Source organism: Pseudomonas sp. F8002 (genome assembly GCF_013385495.1).
Lineage (GTDB): Bacteria > Pseudomonadota > Gammaproteobacteria > Pseudomonadales > Pseudomonadaceae > Aquipseudomonas.
The window spans coordinates 122,345-141,721 of record NZ_JACAPW010000032.1; the positions used below are offsets into that span (position 1 = coordinate 122,345).

The 19,377-nt window shown below is 62.1% G+C and carries 16 protein-coding genes; 15 read left to right on the forward strand and 1 reads right to left on the reverse strand.

The features are described from left to right. The first annotated feature begins 42 nt into the window (after positions 1–42). The 8 genes from glnE to HX811_RS23215 are packed head-to-tail and all read left to right on the forward strand — an operon-like array spanning position 43 to position 9,984. Positions 43–2,982, forward strand: coding sequence for a bifunctional [glutamate--ammonia ligase]-adenylyl-L-tyrosine phosphorylase/[glutamate--ammonia-ligase] adenylyltransferase (gene glnE / locus HX811_RS23180; protein WP_032899861.1), 2,940 nt, complete (start codon positions 43–45; stop codon positions 2,980–2,982). Positions 2,983–3,037: 55 nt separating this feature from the next. After that, entirely contained in the window at positions 3,038–4,072 is a 1,035-nt protein-coding gene (gene waaF / locus HX811_RS23185; RefSeq protein WP_087692498.1) for a lipopolysaccharide heptosyltransferase II, read from the forward strand. 1 nt (position 4,073) lies between these two features. Beyond that, positions 4,074–5,132 carry a lipopolysaccharide heptosyltransferase I gene (waaC, locus tag HX811_RS23190; protein ID WP_003209442.1) on the forward strand — a complete coding sequence of 353 codons (1,059 nt, stop codon included), beginning with the start codon at positions 4,074–4,076 and terminating at the stop codon, positions 5,130–5,132. After that, positions 5,132–6,256, forward strand: coding sequence for a glycosyltransferase family 4 protein (locus HX811_RS23195; protein ID WP_177047562.1), 1,125 nt, complete (start codon positions 5,132–5,134; stop codon positions 6,254–6,256). Before waaC ends, HX811_RS23195 begins: the two co-directional genes overlap by 1 nt. Beyond that, positions 6,253–7,059: a lipopolysaccharide core heptose(I) kinase RfaP gene (gene rfaP, locus HX811_RS23200; protein WP_134325629.1), complete on the forward strand. Its 807-nt coding sequence runs from the start codon at positions 6,253–6,255 to the stop codon at positions 7,057–7,059. The genes HX811_RS23195 and rfaP overlap by 4 nt, the downstream gene beginning before the upstream one ends. After that, positions 7,059–7,793, forward strand: coding sequence for a lipopolysaccharide kinase InaA family protein (locus HX811_RS23205; RefSeq protein WP_003209451.1), 735 nt, complete (start codon positions 7,059–7,061; stop codon positions 7,791–7,793). Before rfaP ends, HX811_RS23205 begins: the two co-directional genes overlap by 1 nt. Then, positions 7,790–8,542, forward strand: coding sequence for a lipopolysaccharide kinase InaA family protein (locus HX811_RS23210; protein ID WP_177047563.1), 753 nt, complete (start codon positions 7,790–7,792; stop codon positions 8,540–8,542). The genes HX811_RS23205 and HX811_RS23210 overlap by 4 nt, the downstream gene beginning before the upstream one ends. Next, positions 8,542–9,984 (forward strand): lipopolysaccharide kinase InaA family protein, encoded by a 1,443-nt coding sequence (locus HX811_RS23215; RefSeq protein ID WP_177047564.1) that lies wholly within the window; start codon positions 8,542–8,544, stop codon positions 9,982–9,984. The genes HX811_RS23210 and HX811_RS23215 overlap by 1 nt, the downstream gene beginning before the upstream one ends. A gap of 66 nt (positions 9,985–10,050) precedes the next feature. Here HX811_RS23215 and HX811_RS23220 read toward each other — a convergent pair whose 3' ends face one another. Further along, positions 10,051–12,141, reverse strand: a complete 2,091-nt coding sequence (locus HX811_RS23220; RefSeq protein ID WP_174717770.1) for a TonB-dependent receptor — start codon at positions 12,139–12,141, stop codon at positions 10,051–10,053. Positions 12,142–12,298: 157 nt separating this feature from the next. On the opposite strand from HX811_RS23220, the gene HX811_RS23225 reads away from it, so the two are divergent. From HX811_RS23225 to HX811_RS23255, 7 genes are all read left to right on the forward strand, one after another. Continuing rightward, a complete protein-coding gene (locus tag HX811_RS23225) occupies positions 12,299–12,631 on the forward strand; it encodes a YceK/YidQ family lipoprotein (protein ID WP_010169294.1) in 333 nt (110 codons plus the stop codon). A 53-nt stretch (positions 12,632–12,684) separates the two neighbouring features. Further along, the gene (locus tag HX811_RS23230) at positions 12,685–13,038 is read left to right on the forward strand and encodes a YceK/YidQ family lipoprotein (RefSeq protein ID WP_008439144.1); all 354 of its coding nucleotides are present in this window, start codon (positions 12,685–12,687) and stop codon (positions 13,036–13,038) included. A 154-nt stretch (positions 13,039–13,192) separates the two neighbouring features. Beyond that, positions 13,193–14,950, forward strand: coding sequence for a carbamoyltransferase (locus HX811_RS23235; RefSeq protein WP_008439143.1), 1,758 nt, complete (start codon positions 13,193–13,195; stop codon positions 14,948–14,950). Beyond that, on the forward strand, positions 14,951–15,847 hold the full coding sequence (locus HX811_RS23240) for a GNAT family N-acetyltransferase (RefSeq protein WP_177047565.1): 897 nt from the start codon (positions 14,951–14,953) through the stop codon (positions 15,845–15,847). Then, a complete protein-coding gene (locus HX811_RS23245) occupies positions 15,844–17,250 on the forward strand; it encodes a PIG-L deacetylase family protein (protein WP_177047566.1) in 1,407 nt (468 codons plus the stop codon). The genes HX811_RS23240 and HX811_RS23245 overlap by 4 nt, the downstream gene beginning before the upstream one ends. A gap of 87 nt (positions 17,251–17,337) precedes the next feature. Then, complete coding sequence (locus HX811_RS23250) at positions 17,338–18,486, forward strand: glycosyltransferase family 4 protein (RefSeq protein WP_008439138.1); 1,149 nt, start codon at positions 17,338–17,340, stop codon at positions 18,484–18,486. After that, a complete protein-coding gene (locus tag HX811_RS23255) occupies positions 18,483–19,367 on the forward strand; it encodes a glycosyltransferase (RefSeq protein ID WP_177047567.1) in 885 nt (294 codons plus the stop codon). The genes HX811_RS23250 and HX811_RS23255 overlap by 4 nt, the downstream gene beginning before the upstream one ends. Positions 19,368–19,377: the final 10 nt, after the last annotated feature.

Genomic DNA, 19,377 nt, shown 5'->3' on the forward strand with positions numbered 1-19,377 from the left:
TTCACAGCTACAAGCCCTTTACGCGCCGATCAAGGATAGACCATGAGCCTTCCAATGCAGGCCGAACTCCCGGCCATCCTGCTTCCATTTGCCAAGCGGGCCGAGCAGTCATTTCGTGACGCCGTGGCCGGATTGGACGGCGATAATGGCCTTTCTGAGTGGACGCCGCAACGTTGGGCTGACTTCGCCCGTGTGTGCGCCGCCAGTGATTTCGTCATTGAACAGAGTGTTCGTGACCCTTTGATGTTGCTCGAGCTGGTGGCCTGGGGCGAACTGGACCGCAGCTTTGCCCCCGGCGAGCTGTGCGGACAGATTGCAACGGCCGTTCAACAAGCCGAGACAGAAGACGAACTGGGCCGGGTTCTGCGCCGCCAGCGCACCCGCCAGCAGGTGCGGATCATCTGGCGCGACCTGACCCGACAGGCGGACCTGGTGCAAACCTGCCGCGACCTGTCGGACATGGCCGACGCCAGCATCGACCAGGCCTATCAGTGGTTGTACCAGCGCCACTGCGTGTTGTTCGGCACACCCACGGGCCGTCGCAGCGGCGAACCGCAGCACATGGTCATCCTCGGCATGGGCAAGCTCGGCGCAGTGGAGCTGAACCTGTCGTCCGACATCGACCTGATCTTCGCCTACCCCGAAGGCGGCGACACGGTTGGCGTGAAGCGCTCGCTGGACAACCAGGAGTTCTTCATCCGCCTTGGTCAAAAACTGATCAAGGCCCTGGACCCGATGACCGTCGACGGCTTTGTGTTCCGGGTCGACATGCGCCTGCGACCTTACGGCTCAGCCGGGGCGCTGGTGCTCAGTTTCAACGCGCTGGAGCAGTACTACCAGGACCAGGGCCGCGACTGGGAACGCTACGCCATGATCAAGGCGCGGGTAGTGGCCGGTGACCAGGTGGCCGGTGCGCAACTGCTCGACATGTTGCGACCGTTTGTCTACCGGCGTTACCTGGACTTCTCCGCCATCGAAGCGCTGCGCACCATGAAGCAGTTGATCCAGCAGGAAGTGCGGCGCAAGGGCATGGCCGAGAACATCAAGCTGGGCTCGGGCGGCATCCGTGAAGTCGAATTTATCGCCCAGGCGTTCCAGCTGATCCACGGTGGCCGTGACCTGAGCCTGCAGCAGCGCCCACTGTTAAAAGTGCTGGGTACCCTGGAAGGCCAGGGTTACCTGCCGCCGGCGGTGGTCGCCGAGCTGCGCGATGGCTATGAATTCCTGCGCTACACCGAGCACGCGATCCAGGCGATCGCCGATCGCCAGACGCAGATGCTCCCGGATGGCACCGAAGACCAGGCGCGGATTGCCTTTATGCTGGGCTTTCCGGACTGGACCGCGTTTCATGAGCGCCTGATGTACTGGCGTGGCCGGGTGGACTGGCATTTCCGCCAGGTGATTGCCGATCCGGATGAAGAAGAGGGCGAAGAGAGCGAGTTGATGGTGGGCGGTGAGTGGTTGCCGTTGTGGGAAGAGTCCCAGGACGAGGAAGCCGCCTGCCGTCAGTTGCAGGAAGGCGGTTTTACCGACGCGCCCAAAGCCTTGAAAACCCTGGCCGGCCTGCGCAGCAGTCCGCAATTGCGTGCCATGCAGCGCCTGGGTCGCGAGCGTCTGGATGCATTTATCCCGCGCTTGCTGGCCCAGGCCGTCGAACATGCCAACCCGGACCTGGTACTGGAGCGCGTCCTGCCCTTGGTCGAAGCCGTCGCCCGGCGTTCCGCTTATCTGGTGTTGCTGACGGAAAACCCCGACGCCCTGCGTCGCCTTCTGACCCTGTGCGCCGCCAGCCCGTGGATTGCCGAGCAGATCACTCGCTTCCCGCTGCTGCTGGATGAACTGCTCAACGAAGGCCGCCTGTTCAAGCCGCCGCTGGCGCCGGAACTGGCCGCCGAATTGCGCGAGCGCCTGACGCGTATTCCCGAAGACGACCTTGAGCAGCAGATGGAAGCCCTGCGCCACTTCAAGCTGGCCCACCGCCTGCGGGTGGCCGCCTCGGAAATCGCCGGCAGCCTGCCGCTGATGAAAGTCAGCGACTACCTGACCTGGCTCGCCGAAGCCATCCTCGAACAAGTGCTGGCCCTGGCCTGGCGCCAGACGGTTGCCCGCTACGGTTCGCCGCAACGGGTGGACGGCACCTTGTGCGATCCTGGCTTCATCATTGTCGGTTATGGGAAAGTCGGCGGCATCGAATTGGGGCATGGTTCGGACCTGGACCTGGTGTTTATCCATGACGGTGACCCCCAGGCCGAAACCGACGGTGCCAAGCCGATCGACGGCGCGCAGTTCTTTACCCGGCTGGGCCAGCGAATCATTCACCTGCTGACCACCCAGACCAACTCGGGCCAGTTGTATGAAGTGGACATGCGCCTGCGGCCTTCGGGCGCATCCGGTTTGCTGGTGAGTTCCCTGGGCGCATTTGCGCGTTATCAGGAAAACGAAGCCTGGACCTGGGAGCACCAGGCGCTGGTGCGTGCGCGAGTGCTGGTAGGCAGTCAGGATGTGGGCCGTGCTTTCGAGCAGGTACGGGCGCAAGTGCTGGGCCGTGCGCAGGACCTGGACAAGCTGCGCCAGGAGGTCAGCGAGATGCGCGCCAAGATGCGCGACAACCTCGGCACCAAGTCCACGGCGGCGGGAACGGCGGCGAATGCCTTCGAACCCACGGCGTCGTTCGACCTCAAGCAGGACGCCGGAGGTATCGTCGATATTGAATTTATGGTGCAATACGCGGCTCTGGCGTGGTCTGCGCAACATCCATCGTTGCTGCGCTACACCGACAATATCCGCATTCTGGAAGGCCTGGAGCAGGTCGGGCTGATGCCCGCCGCCGATGCCCATTTGCTGCGCGAGGTGTATAAAGCCTACCGTTCCGCCGCTCACCGCCAGGCCCTGCAGAACGAGGCCGGTACGGTGGCCGGGGACCAGTTCGCTGACGAACGGCGCCAGGTGCAGCGAATCTGGCATGAACTGGGGTTAAGCTGAAACACTATATAAGGCGGGGAGGCATGAGCCTCCCCGTATCGTTTGTGGAAACTACATGAATATTCTGATCGTTGGGCCCAGTTGGGTCGGTGACATGGTGATGGCGCAGACACTGTTCCAGTGCCTCAAGCAACGTCATCCCGACTGCCAAATCGACGTGCTCGCCCCCGAGTGGAGCCGGCCGATCCTTGAGCGCATGCCCGAGGTGCGTCAGGCCTTGAGCTTCCCGCTCGGCCACGGCGCGCTGGAGCTGGCGACCCGTCGACGCATCGGCAAGTCCCTGGCCGGCCAGTACGATCAGGCGATCCTGTTGCCCAACTCGATGAAGTCGGCACTGGTGCCGTTCTTCGCCGGTATTCCCAAACGCACCGGCTGGCGTGGCGAGTTTCGCTATGGCCTGCTCAACGATGTGCGCAAGCTCGACAAGGCCCGTTACCCACTGATGATCGAGCGCTTCATGGCCCTGGCCTACGCGCCGGGAGCCGAGTTGCCGACGCCTTATCCGCGCCCGAGCCTGCAAATCGACCCGGTCACCCGCGACGCCGCCCTGGCCAAGTTCGGCCTGGAGCTGGACCGTCCGGTGCTGGCGCTGTGCCCTGGCGCGGAGTTTGGCGAGTCCAAGCGCTGGCCTTCGGAGCATTACGCCAAGGTTGCGGAGATGAAGATTCGCGAGGGCTGGCAAGTCTGGTTGTTCGGCTCGAAAAACGATCATTCGGTGGGCGAGGATATTCGCCAGCGCCTGATCCCGGGGCTGCGCGAAGAGGCGGTCAACCTGAGCGGCGACACGTCCCTGGCCGAGGCTATCGACTTGCTGTCCTGTGCCGACTCGGTGGTGTCCAACGACTCCGGCCTGATGCACGTGGCCGCGGCGCTGAACCGCCCGCTGGTGGCAGTGTATGGCTCGACGTCTCCCGGGTTTACCCCACCGCTGGCCGACAAGGTCGAAGTGGTGCGCCTGGGCCTGGATTGCAGCCCGTGTTTTGATCGCACCTGCCGCTTCGGCCACTACAACTGCCTGCGCCAGTTGCTGCCGCAACCTGTCAGCGACGCGTTGCAGCGGTTGCAGGGCACTGTGGTCGAGGTTCGTTAAGTTGCGGGTTCTGGTAATCAAGACCTCATCCCTGGGCGATGTGATTCATGCCTTGCCGGCGTTGACCGACGCGGCGCGGGCGATCCCGGGCATCCGGTTTGACTGGGTGGTGGAAGAAGGTTTCGCCGAGATTCCCACCTGGCACCCGGCGGTGGACAAGGTGATCCCGGTGGCGATCCGCCGCTGGCGCAAGAACCTCTGGCAGACCTTCAAGAGTGGCGAATGGCGGCGCTTCAAGAAGAGCGTGCAGTCGACCAAATACGACCTGGTGATCGACGCCCAGGGCCTGCTGAAAAGTGCCTGGCTGACCCGCTACGTACGTGCCCCGGTGGCCGGTTTCGACAAACAGTCGGCTCGCGAGCCATTGGCGGCGCACTTCTATTCCCGGCGCCTGGCGGTGGCCCGTGGGCAGCACGCGGTGGAGCGCTTGCGCCAGCTGTTTGCCGTCGCCCTCGGTTATGACCTGCCAAAAGGCTTGGGCGACTACGGCCTCAGTGTCGACAAACTGCTGGGCCTGCCGCCGAAAAAACCGTTCGTACTGCTGCTGCACGGCACCACCTGGGACACCAAGCACTGGCCGGAAGCCTACTGGCGCGACCTGGCCGAACGCATGGACCGCTTTGGCGTGGACGTGAAGTTGCCGTGGGGCAATGCCGCCGAAAAAGCCCGGGCTGAACGCCTGGCCCAAGGCCTGAAAAACGCCGAAGTGCTGCCCAGGCTGAACCTCGCGGGGGTGGCCCGAGTGCTGGCGGGGGCGAAGGCGTGTGTTGCGGTCGACACCGGCCTTGGCCACTTGGCCGCAGCGCTGGATGTGCCAACGATTTCCCTGTTCGGCCCTACCAATCCCGGCCTGACCGGAGCTTATGGCAAGGCGCAGATTCACCTGGCCAGCGACTTCCCGTGTGCGCCATGCCTGCAAAAGAAATGCACTTATCAACCGACTGCCGAAGACCAGCGTCGGTTCGATCTCAAGCGCGAGTGGCCCCTGTGCTTCACTCGCCTGAACCCTGAGCGTGTCGCAACTCGTTTAAGCACGTTGTTACTGGCTGAGGAACACTGATGCAACTGGCTTTTGTCCTCTACAAATACTTCCCCTTTGGTGGCCTGCAGCGCGACTTCATGCGCATTGCCCTGGAGTGCCAGCAGCGCGGGCATCAGATTCGCGTCTATACGCTGATCTGGGAGGGTGACGTGCCGCCGGGCTTTGAAGTACTGGTGGCGCCGGTCAAGGCGCTGGTCAACCATCGGCGCAATGAAAAGCTCTACGCCTGGATCCAGGCCGACCTGGCCAAGCGCCCGGTGGACCGTGTGGTGGGCTTCAACAAGATGCCGGGGCTGGACCTGTACTTCGCCGCCGACGGCGTGTTCGAAGACAAGGCGCAGAACCTGCGCAACCCGATGTATCGCTGGTTCGGCCGGTACAAGCACTTTGCCGAATACGAGCGTGCAGTGTTCGACAAAGACGCCAAGACGCAGATCATGGTGCTGTCCGAACACCAGCAGCAGCTGTTCACCCAGTATTACGGGACCCAGGCCGAGCGTTTTCATTTGTTGCCGCCGGGCATCGCCCGCGACCGCCGCGCGCCGCCCAATGCTGCCGAGATCCGCGCCGAGTTTCGTCGCGAATTCGGCCTGGCCGACGATGATTTGCTGCTGGTGCAGATTGGCTCGGGCTTCAAGACCAAGGGCGTCGATCGCAGCCTCAAGGCCGTGGCCGCGCTGCCGTCGAGCCTGAAGAAACGCACCCGGCTATTTGTAATCGGCCAGGACGACCCCAAAGTATTCCAATTGCAGAGTGCTGCGCTGGGCCTGGGCGACCAGGTGCAGTTCTTCAAGGGCCGCAGCGACATCCCGCGCTTTCTGCTGGGCGCCGACCTGTTGATCCACCCCGCATACAACGAGGCGGCCGGCATGGTGCTGATCGAAGCGGTGGTCGCCGGCCTCCCGGTACTGGTGAGCAAGGTCTGCGGCTACGCGTTTTATATCGACAAGGCCCAGAGTGGGCGGGTGTTGGACGAACCGTTCGAGCAGGCCCAGCTCAACCAGTACCTGGTGGATATGCTCGATGATCCACAAGCGCGCGCGGCGTGGAGCCGCAATGGTCTGGTCTTCGCTGAGACGGCCGACCTCTATAGCATGCCGCAGTACGCTGCGGACCTGATTCTGGCGGAGCCAAACCGATGAAGTTGATTCTTGCCGAACCGTTCAAGACCCTGTGGGCCGGACGCGATGCGTTCGCCGAAGTCGAGAAGCTGGACGGCCAGGTGTTTCGTGAGCTGGCCGCGCGCCGTACCCTGCGTACGGAAGTGGAAGGCCGCCATTATTTTGTAAAGATCCACCGGGGAATTGGCTGGGGTGAAATCCTCAAGAACCTGATCACGGCCAAGTTGCCTGTCTTGGGCGCGGGCCAGGAGTGGGACGCGATCCAGCGTCTGCAGGAACTCGGCGTGCCCACCATGACCGGCGTGGCCTTTGGTGAAAAGGGCAGCAACCCGGCCGACCAGCACTCGTTCATCGTCACTGAAGAGCTGGCGCCTATCGTCAGCCTTGAAGACCTGACCATGGACTGGGTCAAACAGCCGCCCGTGCCGGCGATTCGGCATGCCTTGACCGTTGAGCTTGCGCGCACCCTGGGCACGATGCATCGGGGGGGCGTGAACCATCGTGATTGCTACCTGTGCCACTTCCTTTTGCACACCGACCAACCGGTTACCGTGCACAACATCAAGCTCTCGGTGATCGACCTGCACCGTGCCCAGGTGCGTTCGAAGATTCCCCGGCGCTGGCGTGACAAGGACCTGGCTGGGCTTTACTACTCCGCCCTGGAGATCGGTTTGACCCGGCGCGACAAACTGCGGTTTCTCAAGGCCTACTTCCAGCAGCCTTTGCGCCAGATCCTGGGCGAGCAAAGCGCGCTGCTGTCGGCGTTGGAACGCATGGCCGCCAAGCTTTACGCACGCAAGCAACGATACGGGGATGCGCTCTGATGGCGGGTTGGAACCTGGAACCCGCTTACGCCGCCCTGGCGGATGACTTTGGTAGCCTGGAAGCCGTGTTCGCCCTGCAAGGCGAGCGGCTGACCCGCGATCCGTTGTCCGAAGTGATTCGCGTGGAGCGCGGCGGGGTCAACTATTACGTCAAGCGCTACGTCGGTGCAGGCAAGGGGTTGCGCCGATATTTGGGCAAGCCACGAGTCAAGTCCGAATGGCAGAACCTCAAGCGCTTCGCCAAGTGGGGCATACCCACCGCCGATGTGATCGCCTGGGGCCTGGAGCGTAAAGGCCTGGCGTATCACCGCGGGGCGATGATCACGCGCGAGCTGCCGAAGACTGAAGACTTGTCGGCATTGGCTGAGCGCAATGACCCGCAACTGTCAGACCCGGTGTGGGTCAACAAGATCAGTCGCCAGCTCGCTGAATACACGCGGACCATGCACGACCACCGGTTTACCCACAACGATTTGAAGTGGCGCAACTTGTTGGTGGACGACCAGCAAACCCTGTACCTGATTGATTGCCCCAATGGCGATTTTTGGCGCGGGTTCTGGCTCAAGTACCGCATTACCAAGGACCTGGCCTGCCTGGACAAGGTCGCCAAGTATCACTTGTCGGCTACCCAGCGCCTGCGCTTCTACATGCAATACCGTCAGCGCAAACACTTGAGCGCGGCGGACAAACAGCGAATTCGCCACGTGGTGAAGTTTTTCGAGGGGCGAGAATGAGTGATTTCCTGGCGGCCGAAGATCGAGCATTGCTTGAGCGCAACGGCCTCGGCACTTTCGACGCGCTGTGGGCCAAGCAACTGGATGCGGTGGACGAGCCCAATACCAGCCGCGGCGGCTGGAGCAGCGTGTTTCGCCTCGAACTTGAAGGCCAGGGCTACTACCTCAAGCGCCAGAGCAACTACCTGACGCGCACCTTGCACCGCCCGTTTGGCGAGCCGAGTTTTGCCCGCGAGTTTCGTAACATCAGCCGCTATCGGCAGTTGGGTATTCCGGCGTTGCAGGCGGCTTTTTTTGGCGAGCGCAAAGTGGCGGACGAGCACCGGGCGATGTTGCTGACCCGCGCGCTGGATGGTTGGAATGACCTGGATTCACTGCTGGAGCAATGGCCTGAATTGAGCGATGCACAGCAGCGAGCGATCCTGCTGGCCTGCGGTCAGTTGGCGCGCCGGCTGCACAGCGTGGGCCAGGTGCATGGCTGTTTTTATCCCAAGCATATTTTCCTGCAGGCCACCGGCGACGGGTACGCGGCGCAGTTGATCGACCTGGAGAAAACCCGCCCGCTGCTGTTCGGCTGGCGTGACCGGGTCAAGGACCTGGAACCGCTGTTGCGCCGTGCGCCGCAGTGGTCGGACGATCAGGTTCGCCAGCTGTTGGCGGCTTACCTGGACCAGCCGCAGGACAGCGCATTGGTTGCCACCTGGCACCAGCGCCTGGCGGCCCGGCGCAGTCACAAGGAGAACCGCTGATGCGTTTGTCCGAACTGAAAAATGCCGGCCGCACGCCAAGCCTGCCCCTGAGCATCGAACTGGCAGACGCTGCCGGGCCTGGGCAGTTGCAACTGCTGAGCCTGCTGCGGGTATTGCCGGGCCAGCGTTATGTCGGCGCAGCTGTGTGGCGCGGGCGCCCGGTGCTGGCCAAATTGCTGGTGGGCAGCAAGGCGGCGCGGCATTTTCAGCGTGAACTCAGGGGCGTGCGGTTGTTGGCCGAACAAGGCCTGACCACACCGCTGTTGCTGGCCGATGGTCTGCAAGAGGGTGAGGGCGGTTGGCTGCTGTTCGAGTTTCTTGAAGGCGCCGACAGCCTGGCTGATGCGTGGCAGACTGTTGAACACCTGCCGCCGCTGGCTGACCAGCAGCAAGCGGTGCTCGCCGAAGCGCTGGGTGCGATTGCGCAGATGCACGCCAAGGGCCTGTGGCAGGAAGACCTGCACCTGGACAACCTGCTGCGTCAGGACGGCAAACTGTATTTGATCGACGGCGCCGGGATCTGTGTCGAAGAGGCGGGCAAACCGCTGTCGCGCAACCGGGTGCTGGAAAACCTTGGGGTGATTTTCGCGCAGTTGCCGAAAAACCTCGAGCCGTTTACCGAAGAGTTGCTGGTGTATTACCTGCTGAGCAATGGCGAACACGCGTTGCCGCTCGAAGCGTTGCAGAAGCAGGTACGCAAGGTCAGCGTCTGGCGCTTGAAGGATTTCCTGAGCAAGGTTGGCCGGGAGTGCACGCTGTTCAGCGTCGTGCGCGGGCCGTTCGCCCTGCGCGCGACTCGTCGTGAGGAAGAAGCGGCGATGCTGCCGGTGCTGGCGCAGGCCGATGCGCTGCTCGACCAGGGCCACCTGTATAAAACTGGTGGGGCGGCCAGTGTCGCCAAGGTCGAGGTGGCCGGTCGACCACTCGTGATCAAGCGCTACAACATCAAGGGTTTTGCCCATTGGCTCAAGCGCTTCTGGCGCCCGAGCCGGGCCTGGCATTCGTGGCGCGAAGGCAATCGCCTGGCGTTCCTCGGCATCGCTACGCCCAAGCCGCTGGCGTTGCTGGAAAAGCGCTTCCTGTGGCTGCGCAGCCGCGCGTATCTGGTGACCGAGTACCTGCCGGGGCCGGACATCATCGAGCGGTTCGCGCCGTATGTTGAGAGTGGCGAGGCACCCGAGGCCGAATTGCAGGCCCTGGATTATTTGTTCGCAGAGTTGATCCGCGAGCGCATCAGCCATGGGGATTTCAAGGGGCATAACCTGTTCTGGCACACGGATCGCTGGGCGCTGATCGACCTGGATTCGATGTGTCAGCACACGTCCTTGAGCAGCTTCGCTCCGGCATATGCCAGGGATCGGGCAAGGTTTATGCGTAACTGGCCTGAGAGCAGTGCGTTGTATCGGGTGATTGATCAGCGGTTGCCAAAGGCAGTGGGCTAGGGGTTTAGGGCCGCTGCGCGGCCCAACGGGAGCAAGCTCCCTCGCCACAAGTTCGATGGTCAGTTTCTAAAATGTGTACTCGGCGCCGGCGCCTGCATACCACGAGCGTCCCGGCGCTGCTTCGTAATAGCGGCCGTTGCCGTCTCCGACAATCACCGACCCCACATATTGGCGATCCAGCAAGTTATCCAGGCGCAGGGTCTGGTGGAACGTCCAGTGCTCCACCTTCTGCTCAAAGCGTGCACGCCAGTTGAACACGCTGTAGCCCGGTGCCGCGTGTTGCTGGTTGGTGTCTTCGACGTAGACCTTGCTGCGGTACATGCCTTCCACGGCGGTGCTGACCCAGTCCCGGGGTTTCCAGTTGAGCTCTGCGAATAGTGTGGTTTGTGGCACACCGGGGAGGTAGTTGCCTTTGTCCACCGGTTTGCCGCCACCGATGAAGTCGCTGTCGTAGGTGGCTTGCAGGCGGGTGTAGGCGATGTTGGTGCTCCACTGCTCGCTGAGCTGGCTTTCGATGCCCAGTTCGAAGCCGCGGCGCAGGGTGCGGCCGGCGTTCTGGTAGCTGGTGCGGCCACCGATCGATTGGTCCACCACCAGCTCGTCCTCGGTGGTGATCTGGAAGACAGCGGCGTTGACCCGGGTGTCGTTCAACTGTGCCTTCAAGCCCACTTCATACTGCGTGCTTTCCGACGGCTTCAGGCCGAAGTTGAACCCTTCGATGTTGCCCGGCGCGTACGCCAGTTCCGCCTGGGTTGGCGTCTCGAACCCCTTGCCGGCACTGACGTAGCCGTGCAGGTCGGGCGTGAAGGCGTACATCACGCTCACGGACGGTGTGTTCTTCTGATAGGTCTTGTTGCCGCTGGAGTCGCCGTTGCTCAGGAACTGGTCGTCGACATCCAGTTCCATGGTGCTGTGGCGTACCCCGGCTTGCAGGGTCCAGCGATTGATGGCCCAGTTGGCCTGGATGTAGGGGTCGAGGCTGCGGGCGGTGTCGATTTCATCCCGGCGCAACTGGCCTTTTACGCCAAGGGTGTTGCCGCTGTAGTTCTGGTAGCCGTGGCGGCTGTCTTCGCTCTGGTCGAAATCCAGGCCGGTGATGATCATCAGCTCGCCCGGCACGCTGTCGACCGGTTGCATCCAGCGCACGGAGCCGCCGTAGAACTTGCGGTCGAACTGCACCACGCCGCCGCCGCGTTCGTTGGCGGGCGTTCCCTTGGGAATCGATAAATACTGAATCACGCTCCGCCGCCCGGTGTAGGCATTCACCTGCAGTGTGGCGTCACCGAAATACCGCTCGTAATTCATCCCCAGTTGCTGGTGGTCGATGCTTTTGCGGGTGTTGTACAGCTCGGCGGCGCTACTGACCGAGCGCGGGTCGGCCTTGTACGCATCCCACGCCTGCCCCAGCGGATCCTGCGTGCCGTTCTGTTCCAGGCTGCTGTAGATCAGCGCCAGTTTGCTGTCTTCATCGGGCTCGAAATTGAGCTTGGCAAAGGTCTGGTCGCGGCGGGCGCTGCTGTGGTCGCGATAACCATCGGTGTCCATGCGCGAGGCGTCCAGCACGAAGCCTGCGCCATCTGCCGCGCCTTCGGCGGTGAGGTGGTTCTTGCTCAGGCCGTCACTGCCCACCAGCGTCTCGGCACCGATGCGCGGCGGGCCTTCGCCGTTGCGGGAGAACATCTGGATCACGCCGCCGGCATTGCTGCCATACAGCGTGGCGGCCGGGCCGCGCAGGACTTCGATGCGCTCGGCGGTGTCGAGGTTGAACGTGGCGGCCTGGCCCTGACCGTCCGGGGTGCTGGCGGGTATGCCGTCGGCGATCAGCTTGATACCGCGCACACCAAATGCCGAGCGAGCACCGAAGCCACGGGAGGAAATCTGCAAGTCCTGGGCGTAGTTCTGGCGGTTTTGAACCACCAGGCCGGGCACGCGGGACAGTGCCTCTGAAGCATTGATGCCCAGTTGGCCATCGCTGATTTGTTCGCGGCTGATGCTGTCCACCGAATACGGCAGGTCAAACGATGGGCTGGCACTGCGCGAACCGGTGACCACGCTGGGGTCCAGGACCAGTGGCGCTTCATCGGCCTGGGCGCTGCTGTACAGGCCAAGCAGTCCGGGAAGCAGCATCGCAAATCGAGTGGGTACAACAACTTTCATGAGTAAACCAGCATCCATGGCGCACAAAAGTGCGCGAGTTTAACGATTCAGCCAGCTTTTGCCATTTCGGAATCTTCTTACATGGCGCGGCGGTGCGTGGGGTCTGGGTCGCCAACAGGGCCGATGTTAGCGTTGCTGGCCATTCAGAGGGCTTGCCATGACGCTAAAAATGACTGCTGCGCTAAGCATTGGAATCCTTGTGTTGAGCGGCTGCGGAACGGCCAATACGCTGTTGCGCGAAGATGCGGCGGCGGCACGTGAGCTCAGGAAGCAAAAAACCTACTGCCAGTCGATTCCCCGTGTCTACAGCGGGGTTGCCTTTGATTTCTGCCTGCTGCACGCCGCGCCGGACCTCACTGGCGTGCTGATGCCATTCGTTCTATTGGATATAACGGTCTCGGGCATTGTTGATACAGTGGTTCTGCCCTATACGGTCTACAAGCAAGGTACCGATGGCAACATCAGTATCTATTGGCGCCCGGGTTCATAAACGGATCCGGCAAGGTTGTATGGGGCAGGGATGAATGCCCACACTTATGCCAAATGGAGTTGTCCGTGAGTCTTGCAACCAGAGTCCTTCTCGCCGCTGTACTGGTATCCACCACCGGTTGCGGCACCATCAACACGGTGTTTCGCCCGGACGCCGTTGCCAGCCAGAACCTCAAGGAATCGCGCAGTTATTGTGAAAACGTGCCGCGTATCTACAGTGGGGTGATCTACGGTTTCTGCACCTTGAACGGCGCCCCCGACACCACCAAAGAGCACACGCGCGATGCCTCCGGCTCCCTGCCGATCTTCGCCGCCGAGCTCGTGGCCTCCGGCTTGCTCGACACCCTTGTGCTGCCCTACACGGTCTACCGCCAGAACAGGGACGGCAGCATCGAGATATTCCGCTAGGCCTGCAGTGACAACCGGTCGCCACAATCCCTAGATCATCCCGCGCCGTGTTTACGCTATAATCCCGCCCTTTAGCTGTTTCTCGCCCAGGCGGGGAGCACACTTTTTTCAGGCGTGACGCGCCTGCATGCAGACTAAAAGAGGCTAGACCCCTGTGGCATTGACGATTCTTGGCCTGTCCGGCGCCCTTAGCCATGATCCTTCCGCAGCCTTGTACATCGACGGCAAGCTGATCGCGGCCGCCGAAGAAGAGCGCTTCGTGCGCGACAAACATGCAAAGAACCGCATGCCCTACGAATCGGCGAAGTTCTGCCTGGAACAAGCCGGTATCAAGCCTTCCGATGTTGATGTGGTGGCGATTCCGTTCGCCCCCATCAGCCTGTTCGGCGAGGCCCGCTGGCACTACGCCAAGCGTTACTGGTACGCCCCGGACCGCGCCCTAGACGCGATCCTGATGGGCAACCGTCGCTACAAGCGCTATCGCAACAAGATCGTCTGGTGCCTGGAGCAACTGGGCTTCGATCCGAAGAAAATCAAGATCGAACCGGTTGAACACCACCTGGCCCACGCTTCCAGCGCCTATCACTGCTCGGGCTTCCAGGAGAAGACCGCGATCCTCGGGATCGACGGCAAGGGCGAGTACGCCACCACCTTCTTCGGCTACGGCGAAAACGGCAAGATCCACAAGATCAAGGAATTCTACGATCCGGACTCCCTCGGCGGCCTGTATGGCGCGATCACCGAGTTCCTCGGTTTCGAGATGCTCGACGGTGAGTTCAAGGTCATGGGCATGGCGCCGTATGGCGATGCCAGCAAGTACGATTTCTCGCGCCTGGCCTCCTTTGAAAACGGCGAGCTGGTGATCAACACCGACTACGCCAACGTCATCGGCCTGCGCCGCTACAAAGAGAAGGGCAAGGGTTTCTACTTCTCGCCCAAACTGATCGAGTGGCTGGGTCCGAAGCGCGAAGGCGATATCGCCGACGAGCCGTACATCCACTACGCGGCCAGCATGCAGGCGCTGTTCGAGAAGCTGGCGTTGCAGATGATCGACCATTACCTGGGCGACATCCTCAAAGACACCGGCAAGCTGGCGTTTGCCGGCGGCTGTGCGCTGAACGTCAAGCTGAACCAGAAGATCATTGCCCGCGACGACGTCAAGGAGCTGTTCGTGCAGCCGGCGTCCGGCGATGCCGGTACCGCGGTCGGTGCGGCAGCCTACGTGTCCCACGCCCGTGGTGTGCCGGTGGAGAAGATGGAACACGTCTATCTCGGCCCGTCCTACAGCAACGAAGACGTGATCGCGGCGTGCGCCAAGCACGAGAGCAAGCCGGTCTGGCGCAAGATTGAAAACATGCCCAAGCGCATCGCCAGGATCATGGTCGACGGCAACCCGGTGGCCTGGTTCCAGGGCCGCATGGAGTTTGGCCCGCGGGCGTTGGGTGGTCGTTCGATCATCGGTTGCCCAAGCGCCACCGGCGTGGCTGACCGGATCAACCACCAGATCAAGTTCCGCGAGCGCTGGAGGCCTTTCTGCCCGTCGATGCTCGACACCGTTGCGCCACAGATGATCAAGGTCGATCACCCGGCGCCGTTCATGACCTTCACCTTTGAAGTGTCGGAAGAGTGGAAAACCCGCGTGCCGGAAGTGGTCCATGAAGATGGTACCTCCCGTGCCCAGGTGCTCAAGCGCGAATACAACCCGCGCTACTACGACATGATGAAAGAACTGGAAGTACTGACCGGCAATGGTGTGTCGCTGAACACCTCGCTCAACCGTCGTGGCGAAGCGATGATCTGCTCGCCGACCGACGCGCTGAACATGTTCTTCGGTTCCGACCTGCAGTACCTGATCATGGAAGACATCCTCGTGGTCAAGGACGGCGTGGACCCTTATGACGCCGTGGTCTAAATGCTGAACCGCTTCCAGGGCTGGCGTGAACGTGGCTGGACGCCTGTCGAGGCCGAGGTTTACGCCCAGGCCTGGCAGCGTTTTGGCGGCAGCGTGGCGACTCATCCGCAGATCGTCGAGCGGCTGGCGCACCTGGCGCAGATTCCGGTGCGCTACCTGGGCTGGGAGCAGGACGGTGAGCTGAAGGGCGCAATTGCTACCTGGGGGCGCGACCTGGCCCTGTCCAAGGACGTGCTCAAGCGCAAAGGCAAAAAAGGCCTGTTTGATCTGGGTAACGCCGAGATCATCCTGCCGATTGCCGCCGATGCGCAGGTGCCATTGCGCCATCGCGCGCGCTATCTCTCTGCACTGAATGAAGGGCGCGTGAGCACCCTCAAGCCCCAGGCCGAGCAGTTGGCCATGGCGCGCACACCGGAAGAGTTGTCGAAGAAGTTTCGCTACAACCAGCGCCGTGAATTGCGTTTGCTGGAAGAGGCCGGCGGCGTGGTAAGGGCGGTCGGCGAGTTTTCCAGCAGCGAACTGGCGGCGATTTATTGCGACCTGTTCCAGCGGCGTTGGGGTTTCCCTGCGGCGGGAGCCGAGCGCTTGGCCGAGGTGCTGGAGTTGCTCAAGGAATTCCTGTTCGGCTCGATGCTGTTTCTCAATGACGCTGCGATTGCCGTGCAACTGGTGTATCAGGTGCAGGCGCCGCAGTGGGTCAGCGCCGAGTACGTCAACGGCGGTGTCGACCCTGAAACCAAGGCGTTCAGCCCCGGCAGCGTGCTGAGCTTCCTCAATACCCAAAGTGCCTGGGAGCAAGCGCGGGCGAGCGACAAGCCGCTGCGTTTCTCCTTCGGGCGTTCCGACCGTGAATACAAGGAGCGCTGGTGCAACCCGGTGCCGGTGTTCAGCGTATGAGTCGCAAACAGCAATTGCTCAAGCAGCACCGGCGCAACAAGCGTATTGCGCTGGTGGTGGGCCTGTTGCTGTTGGTGGCTGTCGGTGTGCTGGTGGCCTGGTGGTTGCCGCTGGTGCTGGCCGTGGTGCTGTGGGCCGCACATGAGGCCTGGTTTGCCGATCATCTGTTCTACTCGCCGAAAGACGATTATGAGTACGCGTTTCCTGAAGGGAGCGAGTGCGCGGGGCTGCGTCTTGAAGCAGGACGCCTGCTGTTGGACGTGCCCTTGGTGGGCGATGAAACCCTGATCGTAGGGGTTGAACTCAAAAGCTCGTGGCTTGGGCGTTTTTTCGATCCTGCGGTGGAGTTATCGGGCCTGGATGCACCAGACCGGCAAGTCTTCGAGCGGGGGGTCGCAGGACGGCGCTACCTCAACCTGACAGGCATGGGCGAAGCGCTGGGCAGCGGTAAGCTGCGCTTGCGCGGGCGCTTCTGCCGGATCAAGGGGCAGCCGACGTTGTGGTTGTTCCGCCAGCCGGATTACCGTCGCCAGCGCGTGATGGTCATTGCTCCCCATGCCGACGATGCCGAACTGGCTGCCTTCAGCCTGTACAGCCAAGCCGATGAGAGCTGGATCGTCACCCTCACGGCGGGCGAAATCGAAGCCGATCACTATCAGCAGATGGGCATGCCCAAGGCCGATGCCGCACGACTCAAAGGCCGCCTGCGTGCCTGGGACAGCGTCACCGTGCCGCGTTGGGCGGGCGTTCCCGAAGCGCAGTGCGTGCAGTTGGGGTACTTCTGCATGCAGCTTGCAGCGATGCAGGCCGCCCCGGATCAGCCCCAGGCTTCCCGGGAAGCCCAGTTGGACGATACGCGGCTGTTTCGCCAGTTCAATGCCCTGGCCTTGCCCGGGGATGTGGACGGCGCCCCGACCTGGAATAACCTGATTGCCGACCTGCGGGCGTTGCTGCTCAAGGCGCGCCCGCAGGTGATCGTGTTGCCGACGCCGTTGCTGGATCCGCACCCGGATCACATCTGCGCCCACGCCGCGATTCTCGAAGCCTTGCAAGGCCTGGAGTGGCAACCGGGCACGTTGCTCGGCTACGCCAACCACCTGCATGATAACGATCGTTGGCCCATGGGTGATTCGGGCGCTGGCGTGGCCTTGCCGCCACGCTTTGATGCCACGCATGAACTGGTGCCTTGCAGCGTGCCGCTGACGCTGAGCCAGCAGCAGGACAAGGCCATGGCCCTGGGCATGATGCACGACTTGCAGCCGCGGGCGCCGTTCAAGCGCCGCGTGCGCAGGTGGTTGCAGCAATTACTGGCGGGCCGTAGTCCATCGCCTTACGGAGAGAATGAGTTCTTCCGCAAGGCGGTGCGCCGCCATGAATTGCTCTGGGTGTTGAAGCAGGACTGAGACCTTATTGAAGGCAGGCTTTGCAGCGCCTGCCGCCCCTTTTTCACCGGGCTGCGCGCCCGCAGCCAGATTGCAGCATGGAGAGTTATGAAACCTCGTTTCAAGGTTTTGCAGTTACAGCCGGACTACAACGTCAAGACCCACGACTTCGCCGACCTCGGCGAGCAGATCGTCAAGGCCTTGCCGGCTGAACGTTTCGAGGTCACATCCGGGTTCCTCAGCGGCCGCCCGCTGCCCGGCCAGCCCCTGAGCGTGGCTGAGCACTCCCATTATTTCGAGTTGCCGGAAAAGTCCCTCAAGGGCATTCGTTTCGGCGCGATGTGGCAGATCTACAAATATTGCCGCGAGCAGAAATTCGACGTGGTCATCTGTAACCGCTTCAAGTCGGTGAACATGATGCTGTCGCTCAACCGCTGGTTGAAGATCCCCCTGTGCATCGGCATCTCCCACGGTTTTGGCGAGTACGCCCGGGGCTACCGCCGGCGCCAGACGCAGAAGTGGGTCAGCCCGGCGTGGCGATTCGTCGGGGTGTCGGCAGCGGTCAGGGATTACCTGGTGGACCTCAACTGCGGGTTCACCCGCGAAAACACCACCTTTGTCACCAATGCCATCGACATCCCCCAGGCCGAAGCCTTGCAATTGCCACGGGATGAAGCGCGCAAGGCCCTGGGCCTGCCGCTGGATGCACGGATGATTGGCGCCCTGGGCCGCCTGGTGCCGATCAAGGGCCACACCCATTTGCTGCAAGCGTTCGCCACCCTCAAGGACAAATACCCTGAGGCTCAAGTGGGGATCATCGGCTCCGGCCGCGCCGAAGCAGACCTGCGCGCCGATATCGAGCGCCTGGGCCTGACCGGCCGTGCGCACCTGCTGGGCTTTCGCGAAGATGGCATGAAGTATGTGCGCGGTTTCGATATCTGGACCATGCCGTCGTTGTTCGAAGGCCTGGGCCTGGCGCTGCTGGAAGGCATGAGCGGCCATCTGCCGGTCATCGCCTCCAACGGCCCGGCGATGTTGCCGTTGGTGCAAGGTGCCGGCGGCCTCTCCCATGATCCGGGCAATGTCGAGCAGTTGGCGGCAGCACTGGACACTTACCTGGCGCTGAGCGACGAAGAGCTGCGTGCCAAGGGTGAGCAAGTGTTCCGCTACCTGGAAGAAAACCACACCCTGGACGAGTTCCGGCACAAGTATTTGAACCTGATCGAAACCGGTCTGCGTGAAGTAGGTAAAGCATGAGTCTGCAGCAACCCCTGGTCACTGTGATCATCGCCTCCTACAACCACGGACCGTACATCGAGCAGAGCATCCTCAGCGTGCTCGGCCAGACCTACCCCAACATCGAGTTGCTGGTGGTAGACGATGGCTCCAGGGATGACAGCGTGGAGCGCATCCAGCGCTTGCAGGCCGAACACGGGTTTGATTTCCAGGTGCAGCAGAACCAGGGCCTGACCAATACCCTGAACGCTGCCATCGCCCGCGCCAAAGGCAGCCTGATCGCGCCATTCGGCTCCGATGACATCATGCTGCCCGAGCGCATCGCCACCCAGGTTGCCTACATGGAAGGCAAGCCGAAGGTGGGTATTTGCGCCGGCAATATCGAGTTGATTGATGGGGACGGCAAGCCATACCCGGAGAAGAAGCAGCGCCGCGACTTGCCGTTTCGCAGCCTGGATTTCGATGACCTGTTCCTCGATCGCAAGCCCTTTCCGCCGGCACCGACGCTGATGATCCGTCGGCAGGCGCTGGAAGAGGTCGGAGGGTTCGATCCGCTGATTCCGCTGGAAGACTTGCTGATCGAATTGAAGATCACCCACTCCGGGTACACCATCGACGTGTTGAACGTGGTGATGGCGCGCTATCGCCAGCACGCGACCAACACCTACAAGAATCACCGCTACATGATCCAGAACATCCTCAAGACCTACGGGTTGTTCAGCGATCACCCCGCCTACGATCAGGTTCGCTACAACTTCCTGAACTCGATGTTCCTCAAGACCGCCGACCGTGACCGCCCACTGGCGCGGGAGATCCTCAAGCAGATTCCGTTGAAGTTCTGGGGTCACAAGACCTTGCGTGGGTTGGTGCGGCTGTACCTGGCGCCGCAGCGCAGCTCATAGGGCTTCGGCC

Excerpts from the sequence above, each read along its gene's own strand:
- HX811_RS23255 (WP_177047567.1), top strand. The coding sequence starts at position 18,483 with ATGAGTCTGCAGCAACCCCTGGTCACTGTGATCATCGCCTCCTACAAC.
- waaF (WP_087692498.1), top strand. The coding sequence starts at position 3,038 with ATGAATATTCTGATCGTTGGGCCCAGTTGGGTCGGTGACATGGTGATG.
- HX811_RS23195 (WP_177047562.1), top strand. The coding sequence starts at position 5,132 with ATGCAACTGGCTTTTGTCCTCTACAAATACTTCCCCTTTGGTGGCCTG.
- HX811_RS23215 (WP_177047564.1), top strand. The coding sequence starts at position 8,542 with ATGCGTTTGTCCGAACTGAAAAATGCCGGCCGCACGCCAAGCCTGCCC.
- HX811_RS23220 (WP_174717770.1), bottom strand. The coding sequence starts at position 12,141 with ATGAAAGTTGTTGTACCCACTCGATTTGCGATGCTGCTTCCCGGACTG.
- HX811_RS23210 (WP_177047563.1), top strand. The coding sequence starts at position 7,790 with ATGAGTGATTTCCTGGCGGCCGAAGATCGAGCATTGCTTGAGCGCAAC.
- rfaP (WP_134325629.1), top strand. The coding sequence starts at position 6,253 with ATGAAGTTGATTCTTGCCGAACCGTTCAAGACCCTGTGGGCCGGACGC.
- HX811_RS23230 (WP_008439144.1), top strand. The coding sequence starts at position 12,685 with ATGGAGTTGTCCGTGAGTCTTGCAACCAGAGTCCTTCTCGCCGCTGTA.
- HX811_RS23245 (WP_177047566.1), top strand. The coding sequence starts at position 15,844 with ATGAGTCGCAAACAGCAATTGCTCAAGCAGCACCGGCGCAACAAGCGT.
- glnE (WP_032899861.1), top strand. The coding sequence starts at position 43 with ATGAGCCTTCCAATGCAGGCCGAACTCCCGGCCATCCTGCTTCCATTT.
- HX811_RS23250 (WP_008439138.1), top strand. The coding sequence starts at position 17,338 with ATGAAACCTCGTTTCAAGGTTTTGCAGTTACAGCCGGACTACAACGTC.
- HX811_RS23225 (WP_010169294.1), top strand. The coding sequence starts at position 12,299 with ATGACGCTAAAAATGACTGCTGCGCTAAGCATTGGAATCCTTGTGTTG.
- HX811_RS23240 (WP_177047565.1), top strand. The coding sequence starts at position 14,951 with ATGCTGAACCGCTTCCAGGGCTGGCGTGAACGTGGCTGGACGCCTGTC.
- HX811_RS23205 (WP_003209451.1), top strand. The coding sequence starts at position 7,059 with ATGGCGGGTTGGAACCTGGAACCCGCTTACGCCGCCCTGGCGGATGAC.